This window comes from Sodalis sp. dw_96 (assembly GCF_018449575.1).
GTDB lineage: Bacteria > Pseudomonadota > Gammaproteobacteria > Enterobacterales > Enterobacteriaceae > Acerihabitans.
Window position 1 is genome coordinate 260,720 of record NZ_JAAVUT010000002.1, and the last position, 25,657, is coordinate 286,376.

Sequence of the window (25,657 nt, forward strand, 5' to 3'; positions counted from 1 at the left end):
TACCCGTGGCTTTCAACGGTTCGGCGACGCTGCGCATAGCCTTACAGGTGCAGTATCTCTTTCACAAAGGGTATGGTCAGTTTGCGCTGGGCGCTGATGGAGGCGTGATCAAGCTGATCCAGGGTTTGTGACAGGGTGCGCATGTCTCGTTCCAGCCTTTTGAGCAGAAAACGGCTGACATCTTCCGGCAGCTCAAAACCGCGCAATTTGGCGCGCAGTTGCAAGGCGGCGCCTTTCTCCTCATCGGACAAGGGCTGCAGCCGGTAAATCTGCCCCCAATCCAGGCGCGAGGCCAGATCGGGCAAATTCAGCTTAAGCTGGCGCGGCGGGCAATTACCGCTGATAATGAGCCGGGTTCGCCCGGTTTCCTGTATCCGGTTATAGAGATTGAAGATAGCCATTTCCCAAGGCTCGTCACCGGCGATACATTCAATATTATCAATGGTGACCAGCGCCAGTTGCTCCATGCCGTCCATCACTTCCGGTACAAACCAGGTTCGTTTATCCAGGGGCACATAGCCGGCGGCTTCGCCGCGGCTGGAAAGTTCTGCGCAGGCGGCATGCATCAAATGACTGCGCCCGCCCCCCTTACGTGACCAAAAGTACAGATAACTCCCATGCTCTTCGGTTAGCATGCCGTGCAATGCCGCCAGCAGCGACAGATTTTCGCCCGGATAAAAGCTGGCGAAAGTTTCGTCATCTGGCAGATAAAGCGGTAAAGAGAGTTGTGCCGGCGTAGTCAGAATTACCTCAATGCATACAGGCAGGATAACATGTTTAGTTTAACATAAAATTCAAAAGGGGATAATATAGAAACAGCGGCTTGGCAAAGATGATTTATCTGATACTTAATCCGTTTTTCCATAAGCGCCGAGAAATCCGCCTTTTTTATCATAACGCTCATTAGGAACGACAAATCTCGTCTTTTTATGACAGGGCGAGGCTTATCCTAGGCACGGGATAAAACGGGAATGGGTGTTTTGAAAAAACATCCGCTACGCTATTTCGAGGAATACCGCCAGAGGGGTGACGAACATGAAATATCAGTCGTCAAAGTGCTCGGAAACCATAAACTCCATTGATAGACAGACGATGTTGGCGGGCGCCCCGCCGCTGTTAACCGGGTTAATTATCCGGCTTGCCTACGTGAGCGGACGCAGTAAGGAAGAGGTTGCCACAATACTGCTTAAGCCTTATAAACAAGGGTTTATCAATATTGATGATGCAGAAAATATAATCCGGCATTTTTCGTTTCTCGAAAAAATCGCCCTGAAACTGGATTTGATTAATTATACTATTACATTAATCGCCGCTTATATGGAAATAGAAGTGGCCTATACCAAAGGGATAGTCATGCCAAGGAATATAGTGACAAATATCATGGAGAGCTATCATTAAAGACGGATCCAATAAAAGATTGATTAAATTTTTATTCGATTAAGGGCAAACTTAAAGCCAACAGGATCCCGCATTCTCCCACGCTGGTCTTTTGCCCGCAGCAGCGACGCAGCTCATGAAGTTTTATTTCCAGTTCCGCCAGTGCGTTAATCCGTTCCCGTACCGCGGTTATATGCCGTTCCAACAGCAAATCAATATCAGAGCAGGCGCGGTCGGGGTGGGTTTGCAAATCCTGCAATTGCCTGATTTCATCCAGCCGCATCCCCAGGGATCGGCAGCGCAGGACAAACCTGAGCCGGGCATCATGTTCCATTGAGTAGGTGCGATAACCCCCATCGGTCCTGGCGGGTTTGGGCAGCAGTCGTTCACGCTCGTAAAAACGAATGGTGGCCGTATCACAGCCGGTGCGTTTTGCCAATTCGCCGATTAACATATCCGTTTACCTCGTAAAAACGCTGGACCTTAAAGCTGATTGAAGGTTTAGCATAAATATTCATGGTGCGCCAGCGGCAGTTGGAGAGTCCTTACGAGGGGGGTCTGATGGCAAATTGTTGCGAAGATAAAAGTTGTGAGATTCAAGCGTTGCGTATGCGTCACGGCCGGGTGTTATGGCTGGTGTTGATGGTTAATGCCGCCATGTTCCTGGCTGAGGGCGCGGCGGGTTGGTACGCACATTCCACTTCGCTGCTGGCGGACGCGCTGGATATGCTGGGGGATGCCCTGGTTTACGGCTTCAGCCTGTTTGTGGTGGCGCGTTCGGTGCGCTGGCAGACCTCGGCGGCAGTGGTCAAGGGGGGATTTATGCTGTTTTTCGGCCTGGCGGTGCTGTGGGAAGCGACGGACAAAATCATGTTCCCGTTACGGCCCGACGCGGCCACCATGGCGCTGGTGGGAAGCGTGGCCTTGGCGGCCAATCTTTTTTGCTTTGGTTTATTGTGGCGCTATCGGGGCGATAACCTGAATATGAGTTCGACCTGGTTATGTTCGCGCAACGATCTCTTCGCCAATATGGGCGTGCTGCTGGCGGCGGGCGGTGGCTATCTGCTGGATTCCCGTTGGCCGGATATTATCGTCGGCGCCCTTATCGCCGGTTTGTTCATCGGATCGGCGGTGAAGGTATTACGGCAGTCCCGCCAGGCTTTACGGGCCGAAGCCGCCGGTTCGTTGAGGATAAAGGCGCTGTCGCGGCCGATAAACGGTCGGTCCGCTGCTTTGCGTAAACCCTGAATTGAATGCCGCGGTCCTACCACGCCTTAAGACGTTATCCGGCTCGTTGCACGCTCGGTGTACGCGGGCCTAGCGTGCCATGAGGCACTCCGGCGGGCGGAAAAACCACGCCCGCTTCGACCTCATTGGCGCGCTCTCCCTTTAACAGGCTCGTTGCACGTCCGGTGTACGCGGGCCTAGCGTGCCATGAGGCACTCTCACGCTGTTTGGGCTCGGCAAATTTACACGGAGTCATTGGGACGGGGCAGGATGGCTGGAAGAGTAAACCGTCCACGCCAGGGATGGCGTGGATCGAGCCTACATGGACGTATTCACGGCGTGTTTACGATCCAGCATCCTGTCCCGGCCGTGCACGGTTTCAGTACGGCGTTTAGCGTGCCTAGCGCTCCGACTTGTCCAGATTGGCGGGGTCGAGGACCGGCGTGCTGTCGGCGTCGATTATCACCTCTTCACCGCGGATAAGCGTGATCACCTTAAACAGCAGGCTCAGGCCGATACCCACCACGGTGGCCAGCGCCATACCCTTCAGTTCGGCGGCGCCGATATGTATTTTTGCGCCGCTGACGCCGATAATCAGGATGACCGAGGTCAGGATCAGATTTTGCGGCTTGTTATAATCCACTTTTGATTCAATCAATACCCGGATCCCGGAGGCGGCAATCACACCGTACAACAGCAGCGAGACGCCGCCCATCACCGGTACGGGCACCGCCTGGATCGCCGCCGCCAGCTTGCCGACGCAGGACAACAGGATGGCGAATATCGCCGCACCGCCAATCACCCAGGTACTGTAGACCTTGGTAATGGCCATCACGCCGATATTCTCGCCGTAGGTGGTATTGGGGGTAGAGCCGAAAAAGCCGGAAAGCATGGTGGAAACACCGTTGGCGAACATGGAACGGTGCAGGCCGGGATCCCGCAGCAAATCGCGCTTAACGATATTGGCGGTGACCACCAAATGGCCGACATGCTCGGCAATCACCACCAGCGCCGCCGGCAGGATGGTCAGAATAGCCACCCATTCAAAACGCGGGGTGTAGAAGGTCGGCATGGCAAACCAGTGCGCTGCCGCCACTGATGATAAATCCACCGCGCCCATATACCAGGCCAGGGCATACCCCACCAGTACCCCGATCAGGATCGGGATAATCGCCAGGAAACCCCGGAACAGTACCGAACCCAATACCGTCACCCCCAGCGTCACCAGGGAAATGATAATGGTGGTGTGATCAACGCCGGCTCCGTCGGCGGGCAGCAGCCCGGCCATATTGGCCGCCACGCCCGCCAGCTCAAGGCCGATAACCGACACGATGGCTCCCATCGCCGCCGGCGGGAAAACCACATCAATCCAGCCGATGCCGGCCACTTTGACAATCCATGCCACGATGCAAAACAGCGCGCCGCAGGCAATGAACCCTCCCAGGGCCGATTCATATCCCATCGGCAGCAACAGCAGTACCGGCGAAATAAAAGCAAAGCTGGACCCGAGATAGGCGGGGATTTTCCCTTTACAGATAAACAAATACAGCAGCGTGCCGATGCCGTTAAACAACAGTACCGTGGCGGGATTGATTTTAAATAAAATCGGTACCAGCACGGTGGCGCCGAACATGGCGAACAGATGCTGTAAGCTTAATGGAATGGTTTGCAGTAACGGCGGGCGTTCATCCACTCCGATGGCGCGACGGGTCATGTGAATTCCTCAATGAATAATCAAAAAAAACCGACCCTTGCGGTCGGCTTGATGTTATTTGGTACCGAATAACTTATCGCCCGCATCGCCAAGGCCCGGCATGATGTAACCATGCTCGTTAAGTCCCTCGTCAATGGCCGCCGTGTAGAGTTCAATATCAGGATGAGCCGCTTCCAACGCGGCAAGACCTTCCGGCGCCGCCACCAGCACCAATACTTTTATAGCTTTGCAGCCGGCCTTTTTCAGCAGATCGATAGTGGCAATCATCGAACCGCCGGTGGCCAGCATGGGATCCACCACCAGGGCCATGCGCTCATTAATATCCGATACCAGCTTTTGGAAATAGGGTACCGGTTTAAGGGTGGTTTCGTCGCGGTAAATGCCCACCACGCTGATACGCGCGCTGGGGACGTTTTCCAACACCCCGTCCATCATGCCGAGACCGGCGCGCAGGATAGGCACGACGGTGATCTTTTTGCCTTTGATCTGATCAATTTCAACCGGACCGCACCAACCTTCGATGGTGACTTTCTCAGTCTCGAGATCGGCGGTTGCCACATAGGTCAGTAAACTACCCACTTCCGATGCTAATTCGCGAAAACGCTTGGTGCTGATATCATTTTCGCGCATTAAACCAAGCTTGTGTTTAACCAGCGGGTGTTTTACCTCAACGATCTTCATCATTACTCTCCCCAAGAAGCATTGAACGGTCAAAAAAATCGCGAGATTATAACCCCTTTTTTTTGCCGCGCCCTATGAAATTAGCTGATCCCGATCAATGGATTATTAAAATTCACTATACCCAATATATTTCGAGTTGCGGGATGGCGGCAAGAGCGAGGCTCATGGATGAGCCGAGTGACAAAGCCAACGAGCCTGCAGCTTTAAAGATAACGGGAATTAGACGATCAAATCCTGATTCGTTCGACAACACCACTCGCAAACGTTTGCCCGCGCTGTTAGAATTGCCCGCGCCCTATTTTAATCGCAACATATCATCTCCGTGGGGATCTTGCAGTGACCGAAAAAACCTCTCTCAGCTATAAAGACGCAGGTGTAGATATCGATGCCGGTAATGCATTGGTAGATCGCATCAAAGGTGTAGTGAAACAGACGAAACGTCCCGAAGTGATGGGCGGGCTGGGTGGCTTCGGTGCGCTTTGCGCGATACCGCAGAAATACCGCGAGCCGATTCTGGTTTCCGGCACCGACGGTGTCGGCACGAAACTGCGTCTGGCGATGGACCTGCAACGTCATGATACCATCGGTATCGATCTGGTGGCGATGTGCGTGAACGATCTGGTGGTGCAAGGGGCCGAACCGCTGTTTTTCCTGGATTATTTCGCCACCGGGAAACTGGATGTGGAAACCGCCGCAAAGGTCATCACCGGTATCGCGGAAGGCTGCAAACAGGCCGGTTGCGCGCTGGTGGGGGGCGAGACGGCGGAAATGCCCGGCATGTATCACGGGGAAGATTATGACGTCGCCGGATTCTGCGTCGGCGTGGTGGAGAAATCCGAGATAATCGACGGCGGTAAAGTCCGGGCGGGGGATACTCTGCTGGCCCTGGCCTCCAGCGGCCCCCACTCCAACGGCTATTCCCTGGTGCGTAAAATCCTGGAGTTCAGCCGGACGGATCCGCTGCAAACCCCGCTTGCCGGTAAATCCCTGGCGGATCACCTGTTGGAACCCACCCGCATCTATGTCAAGGCGCTGCTACAGCTTATTGCCCAGACGGAAATCCATGCCATCGCCCATCTTACCGGCGGCGGTTTTTGGGAGAATATCCCCAGGGTATTGCCGGCGGGCACCTGTGCGGTGATTGATGAAAGCAGTTGGAGCTGGCCGCCGGTATTCGATTGGTTACAGCAGGCCGGCAATGTCAGCCGCCATGAAATGTACCGCACCTTTAACTGCGGCGTCGGCATGGTGATAGCCGTCCCGGCCGACGGCGCGGACAGCGCGCTGTCACTCTTGGGCGGCTTGGGAGAAACCGCCTGGAAACTGGGTGAAATCGAGACCCTCGCCGGCGAGGAACGGGTTATTATCCGCTGATGAAAAAGATTGTCGTGCTGATCTCAGGCGAAGGCAGCAACCTCCAGGCGGTGATCGATGCCTGCCGGGACGGCAAAATCCCGTCGCGGATCGCCGCGGTGTTCAGTAACCGCGCCGACGCTTACGGTCTACAGCGCGCCGCAATGGCGGAGCTGCCCGCCCATGCCCTCAGCCCCGGCGATTATCCGGATCGCGCCGCCTTTGATCGGGCGCTGGTGGAGCGCATCGATGAACATCGGCCGGACGCGGTGGTCCTGGCCGGTTATATGCGTATCCTGTCGGCGGAGTTTGTCGGACATTATGCCGGCCGGCTGTTGAATATCCATCCCTCCCTGCTACCGCGTTATCCCGGTCTGCACACCCATCGCCAGGTCCTGGCCAACGGCGACCCCGAACACGGTACCTCGGTGCACTTCGTTACCGAGGAGCTGGACGGCGGCCCGGTGATCCTGCAGGCGAAGGTGCCGGTGTTTACCGGCGATGATGAAGCGGAGCTGGTGGCGCGAGTCAAAACCCAGGAACACGCCATTTATCCGCTGGCAATCCGCTGGCTGCTGCAAAACCGCCTGGAATTGCGGGACGGCGGGGCCTGGCTGGACGGACAGCGCCTGCCCCCGGCCGGTTACGCGGCGGATTGATCCTCCCGCCGTCTCGGACTTGCCGTCAACTACGCTCAGATTCCCCCGATGATCCCGCCTGGAAAGCCATTTTTCTGTCATATTATCCTGTTATATAGGAACAATCTCACTGATTAGGCGGATGAAGGAAGCCTATGTTGCCTGTAAGATATTATGATGACAATCTCCAGACAGTTGTTGTTATGGACTTTAACCCTTAGGAGTCGATAATGATTACAGCACAGGACCTTCCTTCCTGAACAAATTAACGGAGCGGCAATGGGTCAGGAAAAGCTTTACAGCGATAAAGAACTGAGTTGGTTATCTTTTAACGAGCGGGTATTGCAAGAAGCCGCGGACAAAACCAATCCCCTAATTGAACGCATGCGTTTTCTGGGCATTTACTCCAATAATCTTGATGAGTTTTATAAAGTCCGGTTCGCCGAATTAAAGCGGCGTATTCTGATCAGCGAAGAGCAGGGATCTCAACTGACGTCCCGTCACCTGCTCAATAAAATTCAGTCTAAAGTGCTGAATACCGAGCAAGAATTCGACAATCTTTATAATGACCTGCTTCTGGAAATGGCCCGTAACCAGATCTTTTTAATTAACGAGCGCCAGCTATCACCAAATCAGCAAGAGTGGCTGCGTTCTCATTTCAAGCATCAGCTCCGCCAGCACATTACGCCGATATTGATTCAGCACGACACCAACCTGGTGGAATTCCTGAAAGATGACTACACCTATCTGGCGGTGGAAATAATCCGCGGACAGGAAACCAACTATGCGCTGCTGGAAATACCGGCGGATAAGGTCCCCCGCTTTATCAATCTGCCCGCGGAACCGCCCCGTCGGCGCAAACCGATGATCCTGCTGGACAATATACTGCGCTATTGCCTGGACGATATTTTTACCGGCTTTTTCGATTACGACACCCTGAATGCCTACTCAATGAAGATGACTCGCGACGCCGAGTATGATCTGGTGACGGAAATGGAATCCAGCCTGTTGGAATTAATGTCCTCCAGTTTAAAACAGCGGCTGACCGCCGAGCCGGTGCGTTTTGTCTATCAGCGGGATATGCCCAACAGCATGGTGGAGATGCTGAAAGACAAACTCGGCATTTCGTCTTATGACTCGGTCATCCCAGGCGGGCGTTACCATAATTTCAAGGATTTTATTACCTTCCCCAACGTCGGCAAAGCCAATCTGGTGAATAAGCCCTTGCCTCGTCTGCGCCACGCCTGGTTCGAGCATTTTCGCAACGGCTTCGATGCCATACGCGAGCGCGACATTCTGCTCTATTATCCCTATCACACCTTTGAGCATGTGCTGGAACTATTGCGCCAGTCCTCTTTTGACCCCAGCGTCATTTCCATTAAAATCAACATATACCGCGTCGCCAAGGATTCGCGCATTATCGACGCGATGATCCACGCCGCCCACAACGGCAAAAAGGTGACGGTGGTGGTGGAACTTCAGGCGCGCTTCGACGAAGAAGCCAATATCCACTGGGCCAAGCGCCTCACCGAAGCGGGGGTACATGTCATTTTCTCCGCGCCGGGGCTGAAGATCCATGCCAAGCTGTTTTTAATAAGCCGCCATGAAGGCGAGGATATCGTGCGCTATGCCCATATCGGCACCGGGAATTTCAACGAAAAAACAGCCCGTCTGTATACCGACTATTCTTTGATTACCGCCGATCCGCGCATTACCAATGAAGTCCGCCGGGTGTTCAACTTTATAGAAAATCCCTATCGCCCGGTCAGCTTCGATTATCTGCTGGTCTCGCCGCAGAACTCGCGGCATATGCTGTACCAGATGGTGGATCAGGAAATCTCCAACGCCCAGGCCGGTATCAAATCAGGCATCACGTTAAAGATCAATAATCTGGTTGATCAGGGACTTATAGATAGGCTCTACACCGCTTCCGGGGTCGGCGTACCGATTAATATCCTGGTGCGCAGCATGTGTTCGTTAATTCCCGATTTACCCGGCATCAGTGAGAATATCCGGGTCATCAGTATCGTTGACCGTTATCTCGAGCACGATCGGGTTTATGTATTTGAAAACGGCGGTGATAAAAAGGTTTACCTCTCATCCGCGGACTGGATGACGCGCAATATCGATTACCGGATTGAGGTGGCGGTGGGTTTGCTGGATCCCCGGCTGAAACAACAGGTGCTGGATATTCTGGCGCTGCTGTTCAGCGATACGGTGAAAGCACGTTATATTGATGCCGAACTCAGTAACCGCTATGTCCCACGCGGCAATCGGCGTAAGGTACGTGCGCAGACTGCCATCTATGATTATATTAAACGTTTGGAACAATCCGGAGATCAGGCCTGACGTATGCCACTAAACAACTCTACCTCGTCCAAACCCGAAGAATTCGCGGCCATCGATCTCGGTTCAAACAGTTTCCATATGGTGGTTGCCCGAGTGGTCAACGGAGCGCTGCAGGTGCTCAGCCGATTGAAACAACGCGTGCACCTGGCGGACGGGCTCGACGCCGGCAACCATCTGAGCGACGAAGCCATCACCCGCGGATTGAACTGCCTGGCGCTGTTCGCCGAGCGTTTGCAGGGTTTTCCACCACAGCGGGTCACCATTGTCGGCACCCACGCCCTGCGTGAGGCGGTTAACGCCGAGGAGTTTCTCAGCCGGGCGGCAAAAGTCATCCCCTACCCCATCGAAATCATCTCCGGACATGAAGAAGCGCGGCTGATATTTATGGGCGTGGAACACACCCAATCGGAAAAAGGCCGAAAGCTGGTGGTGGATATCGGCGGCGGTTCCACCGAACTGGTGATTGGTGAAAATTTTGAACCCATACTGGTGGAGAGCCGCCGTATGGGTTGCGTCAGCTTTGGCAACCAATTTTTCCCCGGCGGTGTTATCAGCCCGGTGCATTTTCGCCGCGCCCGGCTGGCGGCGGCGCAGAAATTGGAAACCCTTGCCTGGCAATACCGTCTGTTGGGCTGGCAGGTAGCCCTGGGCGCCTCGGGGACCATCAAGGCCGCCTGCGAGGTTTTAGTGGAACTGGGGGAAAAAGACGGCAGCATCACCCCGGAACGCCTGCAGTTACTGTACGATAAAGTGATGAAATTCAAAAGTTTCAGTGCGCTCAGCCTGCCCGGCCTGTCCGAAGAACGCAAAAGCGTTTTCGTGCCGGGGCTGGCCATCCTGTGCGGCGTGGTGGATACCCTGGCCATCAGTGAACTGCAGCTCTCCGATTGCGCCTTGCGCGAAGGGGTCTTGTATGAAATGGAAGGCCGGTTCCGCCATCAGGACATCCGCAGCCGCACCGCCCGCAGCCTGGCGGAGCATTATAATATCGACAGCGATCAGGCCAAGCGGGTCTGCGATACCACCGAAGATTTATATCAGCAGTGGTACAACCAAAACGAAGATTTGCGCAACGCCCAGTTGGAAGCCCTGCTCAAGTGGGCGGCCCTGCTGCATGAAGTGGGATTGGGCATCAACCACAGCGGGTTGCAGCGCCATTCCGCCTATATTTTACAGCAGACCAATATGCCGGGATTTAACCAGGAGCAACAGCTGTTGCTGGCCACACTGGTGCGTTTTCATCGCAAGGCCATCAAGCTTGAAGAAATGCCCCGCCTGAATCTTTTTCGCAAAAAACACTTTTTGCCCTGTCTGCAGTTGCTCCGGCTAGCGGTTTTGCTCAATAATCAACGGCAGGCCACCACGCCCATGCAATTGCGGCTCACTACCGATCAGAACCATTGGACCTTGACGTTCCCGGCCGGCTTTTTTGCCCAGAATAATTTGGTACAGCTTGATCTGGAACGCGAGCAAAGCTACTGGTCGGACGTTCCTGGCTGGCAGCTGGATATTACAGAGGACGCCGCCCCCTGAAGGACGAAAGCATTCAATGAAACTGGCTTATTCCATGCATAAACGACGACGAACCTCGGTCCGGATGACCCGCTGGATATTACTTATCAGTTTTATTATATTATTTGGTCGCTTTATCTTCGCCGCCATCGGCGCCTGGCAGCATCAGCAGGTTAAACCCGCCGAACCCGCGGAGCAGATGGTTAACGACGGTTCCCGTCCGGATAATTAAGCCCTGGCGTTTACCTCAGCGAATGGCAGGGTGTTCAGTCGGGGTGACAAGGCCGAACGCCCTATTCTTCAACATCGGCCGACAATATTTACACTTGCCCGTCAGCGTTAAGCATTGCTGGGGACGAGAAAGAATATCACGACGTTTGCTTGGCGCATTTTAAAAACCGCTACTGTGAGCTTTTCTTCAGTTCTGCTCCGGTTAAAGCCCCGAATCGTTTTAACAAGCAAATCATTTCCCCATTTTCATATTTTATAGCATTATCAAGCATAGTGTCACCCCTGTTGGGATTGTAAAAAATTGTGTTGGCATCAACCAGTCCCCGCTCTAAAAACATAGCCAAAATCTCAGTGCTGGCGGAATGATCACTGAGCGAATATTCAATATCTCCCATGTTATAGCCTCTCATTTTTTTAAGGTCAACGGAAGAGAACTCCCACTGTTTAAATAGCATATCAACGATGTCTACTTTAGCTTTTTTAATTGCTGTAATCATAGCCTGACAGGCAACATCCTTGCTTTGAACCAACTCATTCATTCTTTTTAAATTTGACGCGGTAACGGCATCTTTCAGGGGAATATCCCTGAGTTTCTTTTCACTAAAGCGAGGTGTAATTACCATCCCAGGCACATGAAATTCGGGCTGAAACACGAAGTTAATTAGCCTGTCCAGTTCTTTATCCGTCATGTCATTCTTTAGGGAAAATTCCTTGAAAACTATATCTTCGGAAGATCTTACGAAATTAATCAAGTGTAAACCCAAAGCCAGCTTCATGTCTTGCCTATTGTATATGGGGACATCATGAACGCCTTTATCTCCATGAATACGACGGGAGGCTTCAAATTCAGCTTTCGGAAATTGTTTTATAAAATCTTGATGTTCATGTGTAAGAAATCGAAAATGATAATTATCAAAGTGATCGGTTAATGTCAGGTAACCATGCGGATAGCGCTCCTCTACCAGGTATGCATTCGCCCCAAAGTCGAATGTTGAATGTTTCGTATTTAGCGGTGCCTGAGACAAGTCTGCTGAAAATTCAACGCCGAAAAAGACAAACCCTTGATTATGTAAATATTCTTTGTCTTGAGTGAATGTGTTTCCCCCGGGAAATATACCGTGATTGATTAAGTAATCGTTGGAATATATTTTTAGCAATCCGCTTTCAGCAAGATAGGCATTTGACTGGTGTCTCAACATCATATTTGCGCCGAGCACTTTTTTGAGCAACGCTTGTTCTTCGCTGCTTAAATCAGGCGTTTTTGCTTTTATCTGTGCCAGATATCCCGCTGAAATCCTATCGAGATGCGTTAAAGAAGCAAAAGAAGGCTGCCCTGAAACCGTAGGCAGCTCATTACCTATTTCCTTAAAATAGGTTCCAATGGAAAACATGTTGTAATAGCTTCGAGCCGCTATTACTTTTCCAAAGAAGCGTTGGATTATTTTGGCGTTTTTATCATCAAATTCTTTTTTAGTCGGACAAATGGCTACATTGTCCGCCATCAATATATCGCCAATTAAGTTTCTACTTTCATTTTCACGGCGAAAATCACATTGATGCGGCTCCGGTGGCAAATAATAATTTGCAACGTCACTGGTCGATAGCGGGTTGGTCGTATTCATCATAGCATCTCTTATTAAAACAATTACAATAATATCGCCGTCATAATTTCTTTAAGAAATAGCTCTTGATAATTAAATGAGCTATTTATGTAAATCGCATTTAATGTTTTTTCCGTACGGGTGTGAATGTGCAACCACTCACTTTTTGTGATGACTGTCTTTTGGGAGCCCATGATTATGAAGCCCAGCGGGTTTTCAATGCACGTTGCGGCAATAAATCCAAAATCATGGCGGCGGCACTGGTATTATGTAAAACGGCAACCGCACCGGCTTTGCCATTAGGAACGGGTTTGGCCCGTGTTTAGCCATATCATTAGCCAATTTTGTCAACCTTGTAACATAAGGAATGTTGTCGTTATGTCCGTGGTGAAACATAATGCCCCGCAACTGGCGAAATCAAGACATCAGGTCTTCTCGCTGTTACTGGCCAACCGTCCCTTGGTGGACAACATCCTGGGCCGTCCCGGCCGCAAATCCACCGTTTCGCCGGCGAAACTCCTGGATCAAACCACCCGACTGGCCGATAGACAACGACAACTGCGCGCCGCGGACGTGGCGGATATATTGGAAAGCCTGCCGCTGGACAAACGGCTGGCGTTCTGGCGCCTGATTGATAATGACAAACGCGGTAAAACACTGGTGGAAATCTCGCTGGTCGTTCGCCACGGCCTGATAGCCGACATGAACCCCGGCGATATCCTCAAAGCCGTCAGACCGCTGGAGGTGGATGAGCAGGCCTGTTTGGCGCATTATTTGCCGCGGGACATCGTCAGCCGGATGCTCACCGCCCTGGAGCCCCGGCAACGGGCACAGGTACGGGCGATGATGAATGCCGAGCGGGACAGCGTCGGTCGTTATATGGATTTCGAGCAGGCGACGGTTCGACCCGAAGTGACGCTGGCCGTGGTGCAACGCTATTTGCGCCGGTGCGGAAGGTTGCCGGAAAACAGCGATAAACTGTTTGTGGTGGATCGGAATAACCAGTTGGTGGGTGAGCTGGCATTGACCGCGATTTTACTTAACCCGCCCGGTAAGAAGGTGGCTGAAGTGATGGATGCCGCTCCCCTCGCCATGATCCGGCTAGGGCGCGATCCGGCGGCGGGTTCCGGTGTAACGATCGCAGCGATAACCGGCACCGGCGGGTATATTATATTTCTAGGCTTGGCGACCTTATTCTTAATACATTAATCATAAGAGATAATCACTCGTTTCGCTAGTGAACTGCTATTCTAAATATAAGAATCTTCAGGATATAATTATGGTTGCCGGTAAAGAGTTCTCCATTAATCATAAGAAATACTGGCTTATCATAACGGCAATCGCCCTGCTGGTGTTTATATTGTCCCTGATGAGTTTGTCCCAGATGGCAATAGAGCAGTCCCTTTCACCTTTATGGTTTACCACGGCGGCGTTGCTGGCGGCGTTGTTTATCCTGCCGTTTCGCTGCTGGACCGGGCTTTTACTCGGCAGCGCCCTGGCCCTGATAGCCGCAAGCCTTTTGGCCGGCGCCGCACTGTCCACTAGTCTGCCATTAACGGTGGTCACATTGCTAGAAGCCGCGCTCGGCGCCTGGCTATTAAGATACGTCCTGGATCCGCTGGATCCCCTGAACGGCATCCTCTCCTGGCTGAAGTTTTTTCTCATCGGCGTGGTAGCGGTTCCCGCCGTGGGAGCGTTAACGGTCGCCTATTTTTTTCATGTGCCCGCCGTACGCCTGTTGCCGTTTGTTATGCACTGGCTCACCGCGGAAGGGGTGGGTATCCTTGCCCTCACCCCGGTGGGAATATTGTGCCGACGTCCAGCCTTGATCAAGATGCTGAAGCAAAAAACCTGGATTGAGATGTCCCTGACGGCGATACTTTCCCTTATTGTCAGCTACTTGGCGATAAAATTATTACCTTTTCCATTTACCTTCGCTGCCTTGCCGCTATTTATCGGTGCCATACGCCTGCACCGGTTTGAAGCCTTTTGCCTGTTTCTTATTGTCACCCTGGCGCTATATTTCTCCCTCACGGCGGGTTTTCTCCATCTCAATATCCCGCAAATTATCAACCCGGGGTTATTACCGCAAATGCCGCTGCTGATAATATTGATTCCCGCCAACGCCATGGCAATTGTCATGCATGCCTTTCGGGTAGAACGCAGCAATATATTGCAAAGTGAAACCCGCTTTCGCTATGCCATGGAATATTCAGCTATCGGCATGGCCTTGGTTTCACTGGAAGGGACCTGGTTGCAGGTCAATAAATCCCTGTGCCGCTTTTTGAAATACAGCCCCCGGCAACTGGAGCAGCTCAGCTTCCAGGAAATCACCCATCCGGACGATTTAACCACCGACCTGAAACAGCTCAGTGATTTGGTTAACGGGGTGATTGAAAGTTATACCCTGGAAAAGCGCTATATCCGCAGCGATGGCGAAATCGTCTGGGCGCTGTTGGCGGTCTCCCTGGTTCGCGATCAGCATGAGGTTCCGTTATATTTCATCTCCCAGATTGAAGACATTACCGAGGTCAAACAAAGCGAGATTATCAACCGCCGGCTGATGGAGCGGATTACGCTGGCGAACGAAGCCGGCGGCATGGGCATATGGGAATGGAATATCATTTCCGATGTGATGAACTGGGATAAGCGCATGGAGGAAATCTATTCCCTGCCGCCGGACCAGAAAGCCACCTATGACTATTGGCTGGCCTGCATCATCGATGAAGATCGGGATATGGCGTTGCAATACTTCTATAAAGCGATGGACGAACGTAAACCCTTCTCCTTTGAATTCCGTATCCAGGGTCCGGGCCAAGAGCTGCGCCATATTCGCCTGTACGCCAATGTGCTGGCGGATGAAAACGATCGGGCCGTGCGGATGCTGGGCATCAGCCTTGATTTTACCAGCGAGGCCCGGCTCACCGACGCTTTGCATGAAGAGAAAGAACGCTTGCATATCACTCTGGACTCGATCGGCGACGCGGTTATTTCCATGGATAAACAGATGTGCATCAATTTCATGAATCCGGTAGCGGAAAAAATGACCGGCTGGCTGCAACGGGAAGCCCACGGCAAGCATATCGACAGTATTTTGCAGCTCACCCTCGGCCACGACGGCCCGGCCCTGCCGACGCTGCTGCAGTCCCAGCCCGGTTTCCGGCAAAAAGCGTCTGCCCTGCAGCCCTCGGTGGTGCTGCATAGCCGCAGCGGGCAATTTTTCGACATTCAACACAACTGCACGCCGCTGAACAATATCAATGGCGCCATACTGGGGGCGGTATTGGTCATTAAAGATATCAGCGAGTCCCGCCATTTAATGCAGCAACTGAGCTACAACGCGCTGCATGATGATTTAACCGGCCTGCCGAACCGCGCCAATTTCGCCCAGCATCTGGACCAGGCGTTACACACCGCCATCGGCCAAAAACGGCGTCATGCCCTGGTGTTCATTGATTTGGATCGCTTCAAGGAAATTAACGATCGGGCCGGACATGCGGCGGGGGATGCTTTGCTGCTGGAGTTGGGCCTGCTGATGCAAAAAAATATCCGCCAATACGATTGCCTGGCCAGGCTCGGGGGCGACGAATTCGGCCTGATCCTGCCCGACTGTACCTTGGCGGATGCCAAAAAACAGGTCCAGCGGATCATCGATGCCATCAACAGCTACTCTTTCCACTGGGAGGATAAATTATACGCGATCGGCGGCAGCGCGGGTATTACCTGGATAACCGAAGAAAATTTCCATACCAAGGAAGTGATGGGCCAAGCGGATATTGCCTGTTATACCGCCAAACACAGCGGGCGGGGGCAAGTCATATTGTTCGAGCCGGAGCTGAAGCATCCCGGTCTGGTCCAGCAGTCGGATCCCACCGTTAACCACGACCGTATTATGGCGATGCTGCAAAACGGCGATTTGCGGATTATGGCAAGCCCGGTGGCGCCGCCGCAAACGCCGCTCTCCATCGGTTTTTATCAGCTTTCCATTACGCCTCAGGAGCTTCAGACCCTGGGCCTGGATGAATTTCACCAGTCGGCGCAACAGCAGGATTTGCCGCTGCAGCTGGATCATTGGTTGGTGGATCAAATCCTGGGGGCATATGGCGCCGCCATCGCAAAAAAAGGAATGACCCTGGCCATTCCCCTCTCCCCGGCGGGATTGATGGACCAAAAGTTGATGGACAAACTGCTGGCCCGCCGTGACTTTCCGGGTTGCCCGGGGGTCAAATCCCTGATCATCAGCCTTAACGGCGCGGCGTTTATGGAAAATTATCCGGCCATCGAAGCGCCGTTGCAACTGCTGCGCCGGCGGGGCAACAAGCTTATGCTTGATCAATTCGGCGATAACTTCAGCTCTTTTAATAAATTGCCCGCCGGCATCATCGATTACATAAAACTGCCGAACCGATTTATCCACTCGCTGCACAATAGTCAAATGGACGAGATGATGGTGACCATTATCAATGGACATATTCACCGCCTCAACGCCCGCTCCATTGCCGGACCGGCTCATTTGTCGCCGGTTCTGGACAAACTCCGCCTGCTGGGTATCGATTTGGCGGAGGGGGCCAGCGTAAGCCGCGCCATCCCCCTGGCCGTTATGCTGGATAACGGCTATGCCGCCATCGGCTGAACATGCCATCAACCCCCTTCTATCGGGTGCCGAGGATTCCCCCTCTTTATAATGTTGACGCATTTCCGCCCAGCAGAATTTGCCGCCATAAGCCGTTATCCATTGCCTGCCTTGCTACATTATTGTAAAGTTTGCCGCCTCATTGGCATGGGGAGATGATAATGTTTATCGGATTCGATTACGGCACCGCCAATTGTTCAGTGGCGGTGATGGAGGGTTCAACGCCGCGCTTGCTGCCGTTGGAAGGCGCCTCGCCTTATATGGCGTCAATGTTATGCTCGCCAACGCGGGACGCGGTGAGTGAATACCTGCACCGCTTCTGGCAGGTGCCCGCCGGCAGCGATGAGAACCAGCAATTGCTGCGCCGGGCAATTAACGCCAATCGCGAGGACGATATCATCCTCACCGATCAAAGTCTGCAATTCGGCCAACGCGCGCTGGCCAATTACATCGCTGACCCGGAAGATGTTTATTTTGTAAAATCACCGAAGTCCTTCCTGGGTGCCAACGGCCTCAAATCGCAGCAAATCGCCCTGTTTGAGGATTTGGTCTGCGCCATGATGTGCCACATCAAAAAACAGGCTGAGACGGTGCTATCGGCCCCCATCCACCAGGCCATGATCGGCCGGCCGGTGAACTTCCAGGGCACCGGCGGAGAAGAATCCAACCGGCAGGCGCAGGGCATATTGCAACGCGCCGCCACACGCGCCGGGTTTTCCGACGTCGCGTTTCAGTTTGAGCCGGTGGCGGCGGGTCTTGACTTCGAAGCCACCCTGGTGGAGGAAAAAATCGTCCTGGTGGTGGATATCGGCGGGGGGACCACCGACTGTTCGTTACTGTTGATGGGACCGGAGTGGCTTAAACAGCGGGACCGCCGCCAAAGCCTGCTGGGGCATAGCGGTTGCCGGGTCGGCGGTAACGATCTGGATATCATGCTGGCGTTTAAACACCTGACGCCGAGCATCGGTATGGGGGGCATGACCACCAAGGGACTGGCGCTGCCGGCGTTGCCCTTTTGGCAAGCGGTGGCCATCAATGATATCCCGGCGCAAAGCGAGTTTTACAGCACCGCCAACGGGCGCTTTCTGCGCGAACTGATGCTGGGGGCCGCCGATCCTGATCGCCTGCGCGGGCTGTTGCAGGTGTATCGGCAGCGATTGAGCTACCGTTTGGTGCGCAGCGCCGAACAGAGCAAAATCGCCCTCTCCTCCGATCCCAGCACGGTGGCGCCGCTGGATTTTATCCGTGGCGGCATGGAAGTCACCATCAGCCGGACAGAGCTGGAGGAAGCCATTCGGCAGCCGATGAACCGGATTGCCCAGCAGGTGGATGAAGTATTGGCGCAAAGCGGCGCGCCGCGTCCGGATGTGGTCTATCTCACCGGCGGCAGCGCGCGTTCTCCCCTGCTGCGCGCGGCGGTGGAACGCAGCCTGCCGGGCATTCCCCTCACCGGCGGCGATGATTTCGGTTCGGTCACCGCCGGTTTGGCACGCTGGGGGCAGCGGCAATTTGCCCAATAATCCCGTGCCGCCCGGGCTTATGCCGCCGGGCTGTCGGCAAGCATTCCCTGTTTGAGGATAAAGGCTATCAGCGTTTCCAGTCCTTCACCGGTCTTGAGGTTGGTAAATGCCCAGGGCCGATGCGGGCGCATCCGGTCGGTATCCGATTTCATCACTTCCAGGGAGGCGCCCACATATGGCGCCAAATCGATTTTATTGATCACCAGGAAATCTGATTTGGTGATGCCCGGGCCGCCTTTGCGCGGAATTTTTTCCCCTTCGGCGACATCAATCACATAGATCGTCAGGTCCGCCAGCTCCGGACTGAAGGTGGCGCTGAGGTTATCGCCGCCGCTTTCCACAAAAATGATGTCCAGGTTACCGAATTTTCTCGCCAAATCGTCCACCGCCGCCAGATTCATCGAGGCGTCTTCACGGATGGCGGTGTGGGGGCAGCCGCCGGTTTCCACACCGACGATACGATCCGCCTCCAGGGCGCCGGCTTCGGTTAAAATGCGCTGATCTTCCTTGGTATAAATATCATTGGTGACCACCGCCAGCTGATAACGATGGCGCAGAGATTTACACAGCGCCTCCAGCAATGCGGTTTTACCGGATCCCACCGGACCGCCCACCCCTACACGTAACGGCTGTTTGTACTGTTGCATCATCTTTTCCTAAACGGGTTATTCGAACAATGAGCGGTCTTGAACCATCAGGAACGGAACAAGCGGGAATACTGCGTTTCATGACAGGACGACGCAATGGCCTGCAGCGGAAAACTCCCCCCTAATTCATCATCCTCAAGGGTAACGGCCCTAGCAAGCGCCTCGGGCAAGGTGGCCGAGAGCGAGCGCAGCAGGCTTTGCGCTTTTTGCTGGCCGAACGGCACCAGCTTGAGCCCCGCCATAACGCTGCTTTCGAGCCAACTGTAGCCATAACCCAGCGCCAGCGCCTGAGGCGTTATCCCCCACCGGCATCCAAGCCAGGCGAACCCCGCCAGTTGGCATTGACGCACCGCCGGTTGCCACTGCGGAGTGAAAGGCAAATCCGGCCATTCGGCGATTAACCTGGACAGGGCCTGCCCCCGCTGCTTTTCTTCGCCACGCAGCTCGCCGGTTTCCCGGTTCGCCAGTAAAAAATCGCTCCAGTAAGCGAAGCCACGGCTGTCGTCCGCATCACAGGCGCGGTACAAACGCATCAGGACCGGCCAATCCACACGACCAAGAGTATCCTCGATTATCTGCTGCTGCCAGCGGACAAAATCGGTGTCCGAGGCGACCCAGCCAATTTCCACCGCGTATTCAAGCCCCTGGGAATAGGTGAATCCCCCCACCGGCAGGCTGGAGCTGATTAATTGCAATAGACGCAGCAGCGCCAGGTCCGGCATGTCAGTGATGATGATGCCCGTGCGGCGCGCTTTGATACGCGCCGGCCTCCGGCTCAAACGGCGCCTGCTCGGTGCTCACGCTGGCCCCTAATCCGCGCGCCATGTCATCCAGCACGTGATCATGCTGATAGCGCACCCAGCCCTGTTCGATTTGCAGCGGCACATGGCGGTTGCCCAGGTGATAACACAGGCGCGCCAGCAGCAGCGGGGCGGCGGCATAGGCGGTGGAGACGGTTTCCACCGCGGCGATAATGCGCACCACTTCGGTGCCGTCCTCGGTGGACAACAGCTCGCCGCCGCGCAGGATCTGCCCGCGTGGCAACATCAGACCGGCCTCGCGGCCGTCATCAAGCATCACCTGCGCCCGGCTTTTCAACCGGGTATCCAGATCAATGGTCAAGGTGGCGGTGGTATCATGGGCGTGATCGAGACGTTTCGTTAACACTATCATCCGGGTTCTCTGGTTTATCAATAAGACTGAATCAAACAGACCGCGTTAAAAAAGGCTGCTTTTGAAAAGACCGAATCAAAACAGACTGCATTAAGAATATCGCAATAGTAAAAATTCTTTTGGAACAGCCTGCATCAATAAAAACCGCTTAGAACAATTTCCTTTAAAACAGGAAATATCGCTGCGCCATCGGCAGAACGCTGGCCGGTTCACACACCAATAGCTGCCCGTCGGCGCGCACCTGGTAGGTCTGCGCATCCACATCGATGGTGGGCTGCCAATGATTATGGATCATATCGGCCTTTCTGACCTGCCGGCATGCGCGCACTTCGCCAATCAGGCTGGCCAGCCCCAGGCGTTGGGCCAGCCCGTTGCCGCAGGCCGCCTGGGATAAAAAGGTCATACGGGTCGCGTGGCGGGCATTGCCCAGCGTGCCGAACATCGGCCGGTAATGCACCGGTTGCGGCGTGGGAATCGAGGCGTTGGCATCCCCCATCGGCGCCATGGCAATCATGCCGCCTTTAATGATCAAACTCGGTTTGACGCCGAAAAACGCCGGCGACCACAGCACCAGATCCGCCAGCTTCCCCGGTTCGATTGAACCCACCTCATGGGAGATGCCGTGGGTGATCGCCGGGTTGATGGTGTACTTGGCGATATAGCGTTTTACCCGGAAGTTATCATTGCGTTCGGTATCCGGCGCCAGCGGACCGCGCTGCACCTTCATTTTATGGGCCGCCTGCCAGGTTCGCAGGATAACCTCCCCCACCCGGCCCATGGCCTGGGAATCCGACGACAGCATGGAAAACGCCCCCAGGTCGTGCAGGATATCTTCGGCGGCGATGGTTTCACGGCGGATGCGCGATTCGGCGAAGGCCACGTCTTCGGCGATACCGGCATCCAGGTGATGGCAGACCATCAGCATATCAAGATGTTCGTCGATGGTATTGACGGTATAGGGCATGGTGGGATTGGTGGAGGACGGCAGGATATTGCCGTAGCCGCACACCCGGATGATATCGGGCGCATGGCCGCCCCCGGCCCCTTCGGTATGATAGGTATGAATGGTGCGATCGCCGATGGCCGCCAGGGTATCTTCCACGAAACCCGCTTCATTCAGGGTATCGGTATGGATCGCCACCTGAACATCGTACTCATCCGCCACCCCGAGGCAACAGTTTATGGCCGCCGGCGTCGAGCCCCAGTCCTCATGCAGCTTCAACCCGATGGCGCCGGCCTCTACCTGCTCCGCCAGGGCCTCGGGCCTGGAGGCGTTGCCTTTGCCGGTAAAGCCGATATTCACCGGCAGCGCGTCCGCCGCCTGCAGCATACGCGCCAGATACCACGGCCCCGGCGTACAGGTGGTGGCATTGGTGCCGGCGGCCGGCCCGGTACCGCCGCCAATCATGGTGGTCACACCGGAGCAAATGGCCTCTTCCACCTGCTGGGGACAAATAAAATGGATATGGCTGTCAATACCGCCGGCGGTAACGATTTTACCTTCCGCCGCCACCACTTCGGTACCGGGACCGATGGCGATGGTCACTCCCGGCTGCACATCCGGATTGCCGGCTTTGCCGATAGCCATGATGCGGCCGTCCTTGACGCCGATATCCGCCTTCACGATACCCCAATGATCGATAATCAGCGCGTTGGTCAGCACCAGATCGGCACAAAAAGCCGAGGTCATCTGCCCCTGGCCCATGCCGTCGCGAATCACCTTGCCGCCGCCGAACTTCACCTCTTCGCCGTAAACGGTGAAATCTTTTTCCACTTCAATCCACAGTTCGGTATCCGCCAGCCGAACTCTGTCGCCCTGGGTCGGACCGAACATTTCGGCATAAGCGCGCCGTGAGATTTTGCTCATGAGGATGGCTCCAGCTTGCCCATTATTTCGCCGCGAAAGCCGTACACCTCGCGCCGTCCGTCATAGGCCACCAGCACAACATCCCTTGACTGGCCCGGTTCGAAGCGCACCGCGGTACCGGCGGCGATATCCAGCCGAAAACCCCGCGTCGGTCCGCGATCAAAATGCAGCGCCGGATTGACTTCAAAAAAATGGTAATGGGAACCCACCTGCACCGGCCGATCGCCGTGATTGGCCACCGTCACCGAGACTCTCGGGCGACCGACATTCATTTCGATATCGCCGGACGCGATACGCATTTCACCTGGAATCATGATAATTATCCTGTCAGATTATGGGATCATGAACGGTCACCAACTTGGTTCCGTCTGGAAAGGTGGCCTCAACCTGAACATCGGGGATCATTTCCGGCACCCCTTCCATCACATCATCACGGGTCAGGACCTCGCGTCCGGCGCTCATCAGCTCGGCCACCGTCAAACCATCCCTTGCGCCCTCAAGGATTGCCGCGCTTATCAGGGCCACCGCTTCCGGATAGTTGAGTTTCAAGCCGCGGGCACGTCGGCGTTCCGCCAGTAACGCCGCGGTAAACAGCAGCAATTTATCTTTTTCTCTCGGGGACAGTTCCATATCTCACTCCTAAGTCGCCCAAACGTTTGCTTTATGAGAAAAACCTGTGGTCAAAAGCCTACCCGAAACCATAGCATGCTCCAGCCCATTGTGGCATAGCCAGGGTATCATCAAGACCCACGTTGTCAGGGGGAAGGACGCCGGCTCTTCGCGAATCTTTGCTTTGCAAATATCACGCCAGGGGTAACGGGCGCTCGCCGTCCCTTAACGCACCTTATTGGATCATCCATCGCACCATGACGATACAGCGGCGCAAATCCGCACCAGCTTGAAGCGCAGCGTTCAGGAACAGTTCAATCAAAAAGCCTGACGAAACACATCCGGGAAGCATTTGCCAGGCTCATCAACTCCGACTATCCCACTCCCTCAGGTGGACCAAATACGCGGCGGCACCGCCTCCCGCCCCAGCATCTGCGGCCTCAACAGGGCCCAAACCCCGTGCAGAATCTCCTGCAAACGCTGATTGTCATCGTCAAGCAGCCGCACCATCAACAGCGTATCCAACAGCGTGGCGCCGGCAACCGGCGGGTTGAAGCGGGCGAGCAACGCGCGGACCTTATCCAGCATCTCCACGCTGGCCGGCGTGGCGAAAAAGGTCCCCACCAAGGGATAATCGGCCAGTTTATTTAACATGCCCCCTTGGATTTCCAGCCGCTCGTAAAGCCCCGCCGAGCCGGGACAGTGAATACGCAGCAGGCTATTTAATCGCCCTTGTTCGAATGCTTCACCCATCACCGGACGCCCCAGGCAAAGGGTCTCGAATCCCAGCAGACGCGCGCCCGCGTGCAGCGTAAATTCACTGTTTATCGCGACATTGGCGGCGGGGAAAAAGATATTTCCCTGCGGCAGCCATTCCAGAACGCTGTCTTCCTCCAGCAGGAATTTTTGCCTTAATCGCGCTTCGGCTCCGGCGCTACGGTAAAATTTGGTCGCCCCCGGCATGGTCAGTACCGCATGGCTGCCCTGTTCCAGTCGCACCGACAGCTCAAGGCGATCGCCACCCACCACACCGCCCGGCGGGTGCAGCAGGTAAACATGAGGGTGATCCTCTTCCGGGTAAAACGCGCGCTGTACGGTAAAGGGGCCGCTGTGGGAGCACCGTACCATCGCCGTACGCCGGTTCCGCCGGGCAAAAGTCAGGTCCAGCCGACCAAGCCAGCCGGTTGCCTCGCTATCGGCTGCCTGATTCACCGGGATATCATCGTGCGCTGCGCCAGGATGCATTTCGTCCTTACCATGATTTTAAAAGAGACGGTTTAAAGGAACGTTTTAAACGTTTTACCGCCAGGCGCTGGCCTGCTCAAGCAAAGCATAGTCATCGTCATGCAAGGTGAGTGTTAACGCCTTTGCCACTTCATCCAGCTGTTCGAGGGAGGTTGCGCTGACAATCGGCGCGGTGATGCCGGGCCGCTGTATCTGCCAGGCCAGTGCCACCTGGGTCGGCGTGGCCCGGTAGCGCTCGCTCACCGCATCCAGGGCGTGCAGGATACGCAGGCCGCGGGTATTGAGATAGGTGCTGACGACCTTCTCGCCCCGTTTGCTTTTTGCGGCGTCCTCTTTGGCGCGATATTTCCCGGACAGAAAACCGCTGGCCAGGGCGTAGTAGTTAATAACCCCGACGCCGTGGGCGGTGACGATAGGCTCCAAATCATGTTCATAGTCCTGGCGATCGTAGAGGTTATATTGCGGTTGCAGGGTTTCGTAGCGCGCCAGGCCGTTCTGCTCGCTGATGCGCAGCGCCTGTGCCAGCCGCACGCCGCTGTAATTGGATGCCCCGATGGCCCGCACTTTACCCTCTTTGATTAACGCGTCGAACGCGCCCAGGGTCTCTTCCAGCGGCACGGTTTCATCATCGGAATGGGACTGGTACAAATCGATATAGTCGGTTTGCAACCGGCGCAGGGACGCCTCTACCGCCTGTTTGATGTAGGCGGCCGACAGTCCCTCTTTGCCTTTGCCCATCGGCTTGCCCACTTTGGTGGCAAGAATAATCTGGTCGCGCTTGCCGGTCTTTTTCAGCCAATGACCGATGATGGTCTCCGATTCGCCGCCCTGATTGCCGTCGACCCAGGCGGAATATACATCGGCGGTATCAATGAAATTCAGCCGCCTTTCCGCTAACCCGTCAAGGATACGAAAGGAGGCGGCCTGGTCAATGGTCCAGCCGAAGACGTTGCCGCCGAAACAAAGTTCGGGTACGGCAATGCCTGTACGGCCCAGCATTCTGGTTTTCATATTATCTCCTTGGTCTATCATGTTGGTATGGGAGAAGGAATTGCGGGATACATCCGCTCCCAATGTAAAGCGTCATGTGCCTATGGGGCACCGCTGGCAAACGAACTTTGAGTCTATAAGGCCGGACAGGCAGCTAGAAGAGTAAACCGCCCGCGCCAGGGATGGCGCGGATCGAGCCCCCAGGGAAGGGTTCACGGCGTGTTTACGATCTAGCAGCCTGTCTCGACCAGGCACTTTGTCAAAAAGCTCCAATTTCCATAGACATCCCT

General features: G+C 54.7%; 23 protein-coding genes. 10 read left to right on the forward strand and 13 right to left on the reverse strand.

Translation table 11 applies throughout. The annotated features are described in order from the left end of the window. Window positions 1-41 precede the first annotated feature (41 nt). Window positions 42-767: a DnaA inactivator Hda gene (gene hda, locus HB631_RS04295; RefSeq protein ID WP_275955682.1), complete on the reverse strand. Its 726-nt coding sequence runs from the start codon at window positions 765-767 to the stop codon at window positions 42-44. Between the two features lie 379 nt (window positions 768-1,146). Between hda and HB631_RS04300 the strand changes: the two genes are divergently transcribed. After that, window positions 1,147-1,398, forward strand: coding sequence for a hypothetical protein (locus tag HB631_RS04300; protein WP_213989910.1), 252 nt, complete (start codon window positions 1,147-1,149; stop codon window positions 1,396-1,398). Between the two features lie 31 nt (window positions 1,399-1,429). On the opposite strand, the gene cadR is transcribed toward HB631_RS04300, so the two are convergent. Further along, entirely contained in the window at window positions 1,430-1,831 is a 402-nt protein-coding gene (gene cadR, locus HB631_RS04305) for a Cd(II)/Pb(II)-responsive transcriptional regulator (protein ID WP_213989911.1), read from the reverse strand. Between the two features lie 107 nt (window positions 1,832-1,938). Here cadR and HB631_RS04310 point away from each other — a divergent pair, with 107 nt between their 5' ends. After that, window positions 1,939-2,625: a cation diffusion facilitator family transporter gene (locus HB631_RS04310; protein WP_213989912.1), complete on the forward strand. Its 687-nt coding sequence runs from the start codon at window positions 1,939-1,941 to the stop codon at window positions 2,623-2,625. Between the two features lie 379 nt (window positions 2,626-3,004). Here HB631_RS04310 and uraA read toward each other — a convergent pair whose 3' ends face one another. Next, window positions 3,005-4,318, reverse strand: a complete 1,314-nt coding sequence (gene uraA / locus HB631_RS04315; RefSeq protein ID WP_213989913.1) for a uracil permease — start codon at window positions 4,316-4,318, stop codon at window positions 3,005-3,007. Between the two features lie 54 nt (window positions 4,319-4,372). Beyond that, window positions 4,373-4,999 (reverse strand): uracil phosphoribosyltransferase, encoded by a 627-nt coding sequence (upp, locus tag HB631_RS04320; RefSeq protein WP_213990145.1) that lies wholly within the window; start codon window positions 4,997-4,999, stop codon window positions 4,373-4,375. 336 nt (window positions 5,000-5,335) lie between these two features. Here upp and purM point away from each other — a divergent pair, with 336 nt between their 5' ends. The 5 genes from purM (at window position 5,336) to HB631_RS04345 (ending at window position 11,083) form a co-directional block, all read left to right on the forward strand. Then, entirely contained in the window at window positions 5,336-6,373 is a 1,038-nt protein-coding gene (gene purM / locus HB631_RS04325) for a phosphoribosylformylglycinamidine cyclo-ligase (RefSeq protein WP_213989914.1), read from the forward strand. Further along, window positions 6,373-7,011 (forward strand): phosphoribosylglycinamide formyltransferase, encoded by a 639-nt coding sequence (gene purN / locus HB631_RS04330; protein WP_213989915.1) that lies wholly within the window; start codon window positions 6,373-6,375, stop codon window positions 7,009-7,011. Before purM ends, purN begins: the two co-directional genes overlap by 1 nt. A gap of 258 nt (window positions 7,012-7,269) precedes the next feature. Beyond that, window positions 7,270-9,339 carry a polyphosphate kinase 1 gene (gene ppk1, locus HB631_RS04335; protein ID WP_213989916.1) on the forward strand — a complete coding sequence of 690 codons (2,070 nt, stop codon included), beginning with the start codon at window positions 7,270-7,272 and terminating at the stop codon, window positions 9,337-9,339. A gap of 3 nt (window positions 9,340-9,342) precedes the next feature. Continuing rightward, on the forward strand, window positions 9,343-10,872 hold the full coding sequence (ppx, locus tag HB631_RS04340) for an exopolyphosphatase (protein WP_213989917.1): 1,530 nt from the start codon (window positions 9,343-9,345) through the stop codon (window positions 10,870-10,872). A 16-nt stretch (window positions 10,873-10,888) separates the two neighbouring features. After that, window positions 10,889-11,083 (forward strand): YfgG family protein, encoded by a 195-nt coding sequence (locus HB631_RS04345; protein WP_213989918.1) that lies wholly within the window; start codon window positions 10,889-10,891, stop codon window positions 11,081-11,083. Between the two features lie 169 nt (window positions 11,084-11,252). Here HB631_RS04345 and HB631_RS04350 read toward each other — a convergent pair whose 3' ends face one another. Then, on the reverse strand, window positions 11,253-12,707 hold the full coding sequence (locus HB631_RS04350) for a T3SS effector OspC family protein (protein WP_213989919.1): 1,455 nt from the start codon (window positions 12,705-12,707) through the stop codon (window positions 11,253-11,255). A 354-nt stretch (window positions 12,708-13,061) separates the two neighbouring features. On the opposite strand from HB631_RS04350, the gene HB631_RS04355 reads away from it, so the two are divergent. The 3 genes from HB631_RS04355 to yegD all read left to right on the forward strand — a co-directional run bounded on the left by HB631_RS04355 (window position 13,062) and on the right by yegD (window position 18,836). Then, window positions 13,062-13,892, forward strand: coding sequence for a hypothetical protein (locus tag HB631_RS04355; RefSeq protein WP_213989920.1), 831 nt, complete (start codon window positions 13,062-13,064; stop codon window positions 13,890-13,892). Window positions 13,893-13,962: 70 nt separating this feature from the next. Next, a complete protein-coding gene (locus HB631_RS04360; protein WP_213989921.1) occupies window positions 13,963-17,316 on the forward strand; it encodes a diguanylate cyclase in 3,354 nt (1,117 codons plus the stop codon). 161 nt (window positions 17,317-17,477) lie between these two features. Then, window positions 17,478-18,836, forward strand: a complete 1,359-nt coding sequence (gene yegD / locus HB631_RS04365; RefSeq protein WP_213989922.1) for a molecular chaperone — start codon at window positions 17,478-17,480, stop codon at window positions 18,834-18,836. 17 nt (window positions 18,837-18,853) lie between these two features. Here the strand turns inward: yegD and ureG are convergent, their stop codons facing one another. From ureG to HB631_RS04405, 8 genes are all read right to left on the reverse strand, one after another. Next, on the reverse strand, window positions 18,854-19,483 hold the full coding sequence (gene ureG / locus HB631_RS04370; protein ID WP_213990146.1) for an urease accessory protein UreG: 630 nt from the start codon (window positions 19,481-19,483) through the stop codon (window positions 18,854-18,856). A 47-nt stretch (window positions 19,484-19,530) separates the two neighbouring features. Beyond that, window positions 19,531-20,205 (reverse strand): urease accessory UreF family protein, encoded by a 675-nt coding sequence (locus HB631_RS04375; RefSeq protein WP_213990147.1) that lies wholly within the window; start codon window positions 20,203-20,205, stop codon window positions 19,531-19,533. A gap of 1 nt (window position 20,206) precedes the next feature. Beyond that, on the reverse strand, window positions 20,207-20,656 hold the full coding sequence (ureE, locus tag HB631_RS04380; protein WP_213989923.1) for an urease accessory protein UreE: 450 nt from the start codon (window positions 20,654-20,656) through the stop codon (window positions 20,207-20,209). 163 nt (window positions 20,657-20,819) lie between these two features. After that, window positions 20,820-22,523 (reverse strand): urease subunit alpha, encoded by a 1,704-nt coding sequence (ureC, locus tag HB631_RS04385; protein WP_213989924.1) that lies wholly within the window; start codon window positions 22,521-22,523, stop codon window positions 20,820-20,822. Next, window positions 22,520-22,837, reverse strand: coding sequence for an urease subunit beta (locus HB631_RS04390; RefSeq protein WP_213989925.1), 318 nt, complete (start codon window positions 22,835-22,837; stop codon window positions 22,520-22,522). The genes ureC and HB631_RS04390 overlap by 4 nt, the downstream gene beginning before the upstream one ends. A gap of 13 nt (window positions 22,838-22,850) precedes the next feature. Further along, entirely contained in the window at window positions 22,851-23,153 is a 303-nt protein-coding gene (locus tag HB631_RS04395; RefSeq protein WP_132926938.1) for an urease subunit gamma, read from the reverse strand. Window positions 23,154-23,519: 366 nt separating this feature from the next. Further along, window positions 23,520-24,377: an urease accessory protein UreD gene (locus HB631_RS04400; RefSeq protein ID WP_213989926.1), complete on the reverse strand. Its 858-nt coding sequence runs from the start codon at window positions 24,375-24,377 to the stop codon at window positions 23,520-23,522. 54 nt (window positions 24,378-24,431) lie between these two features. After that, window positions 24,432-25,388, reverse strand: coding sequence for an aldo/keto reductase (locus tag HB631_RS04405; RefSeq protein WP_213989927.1), 957 nt, complete (start codon window positions 25,386-25,388; stop codon window positions 24,432-24,434). Between the last annotated feature and the right edge of the window lie 269 nt (window positions 25,389-25,657).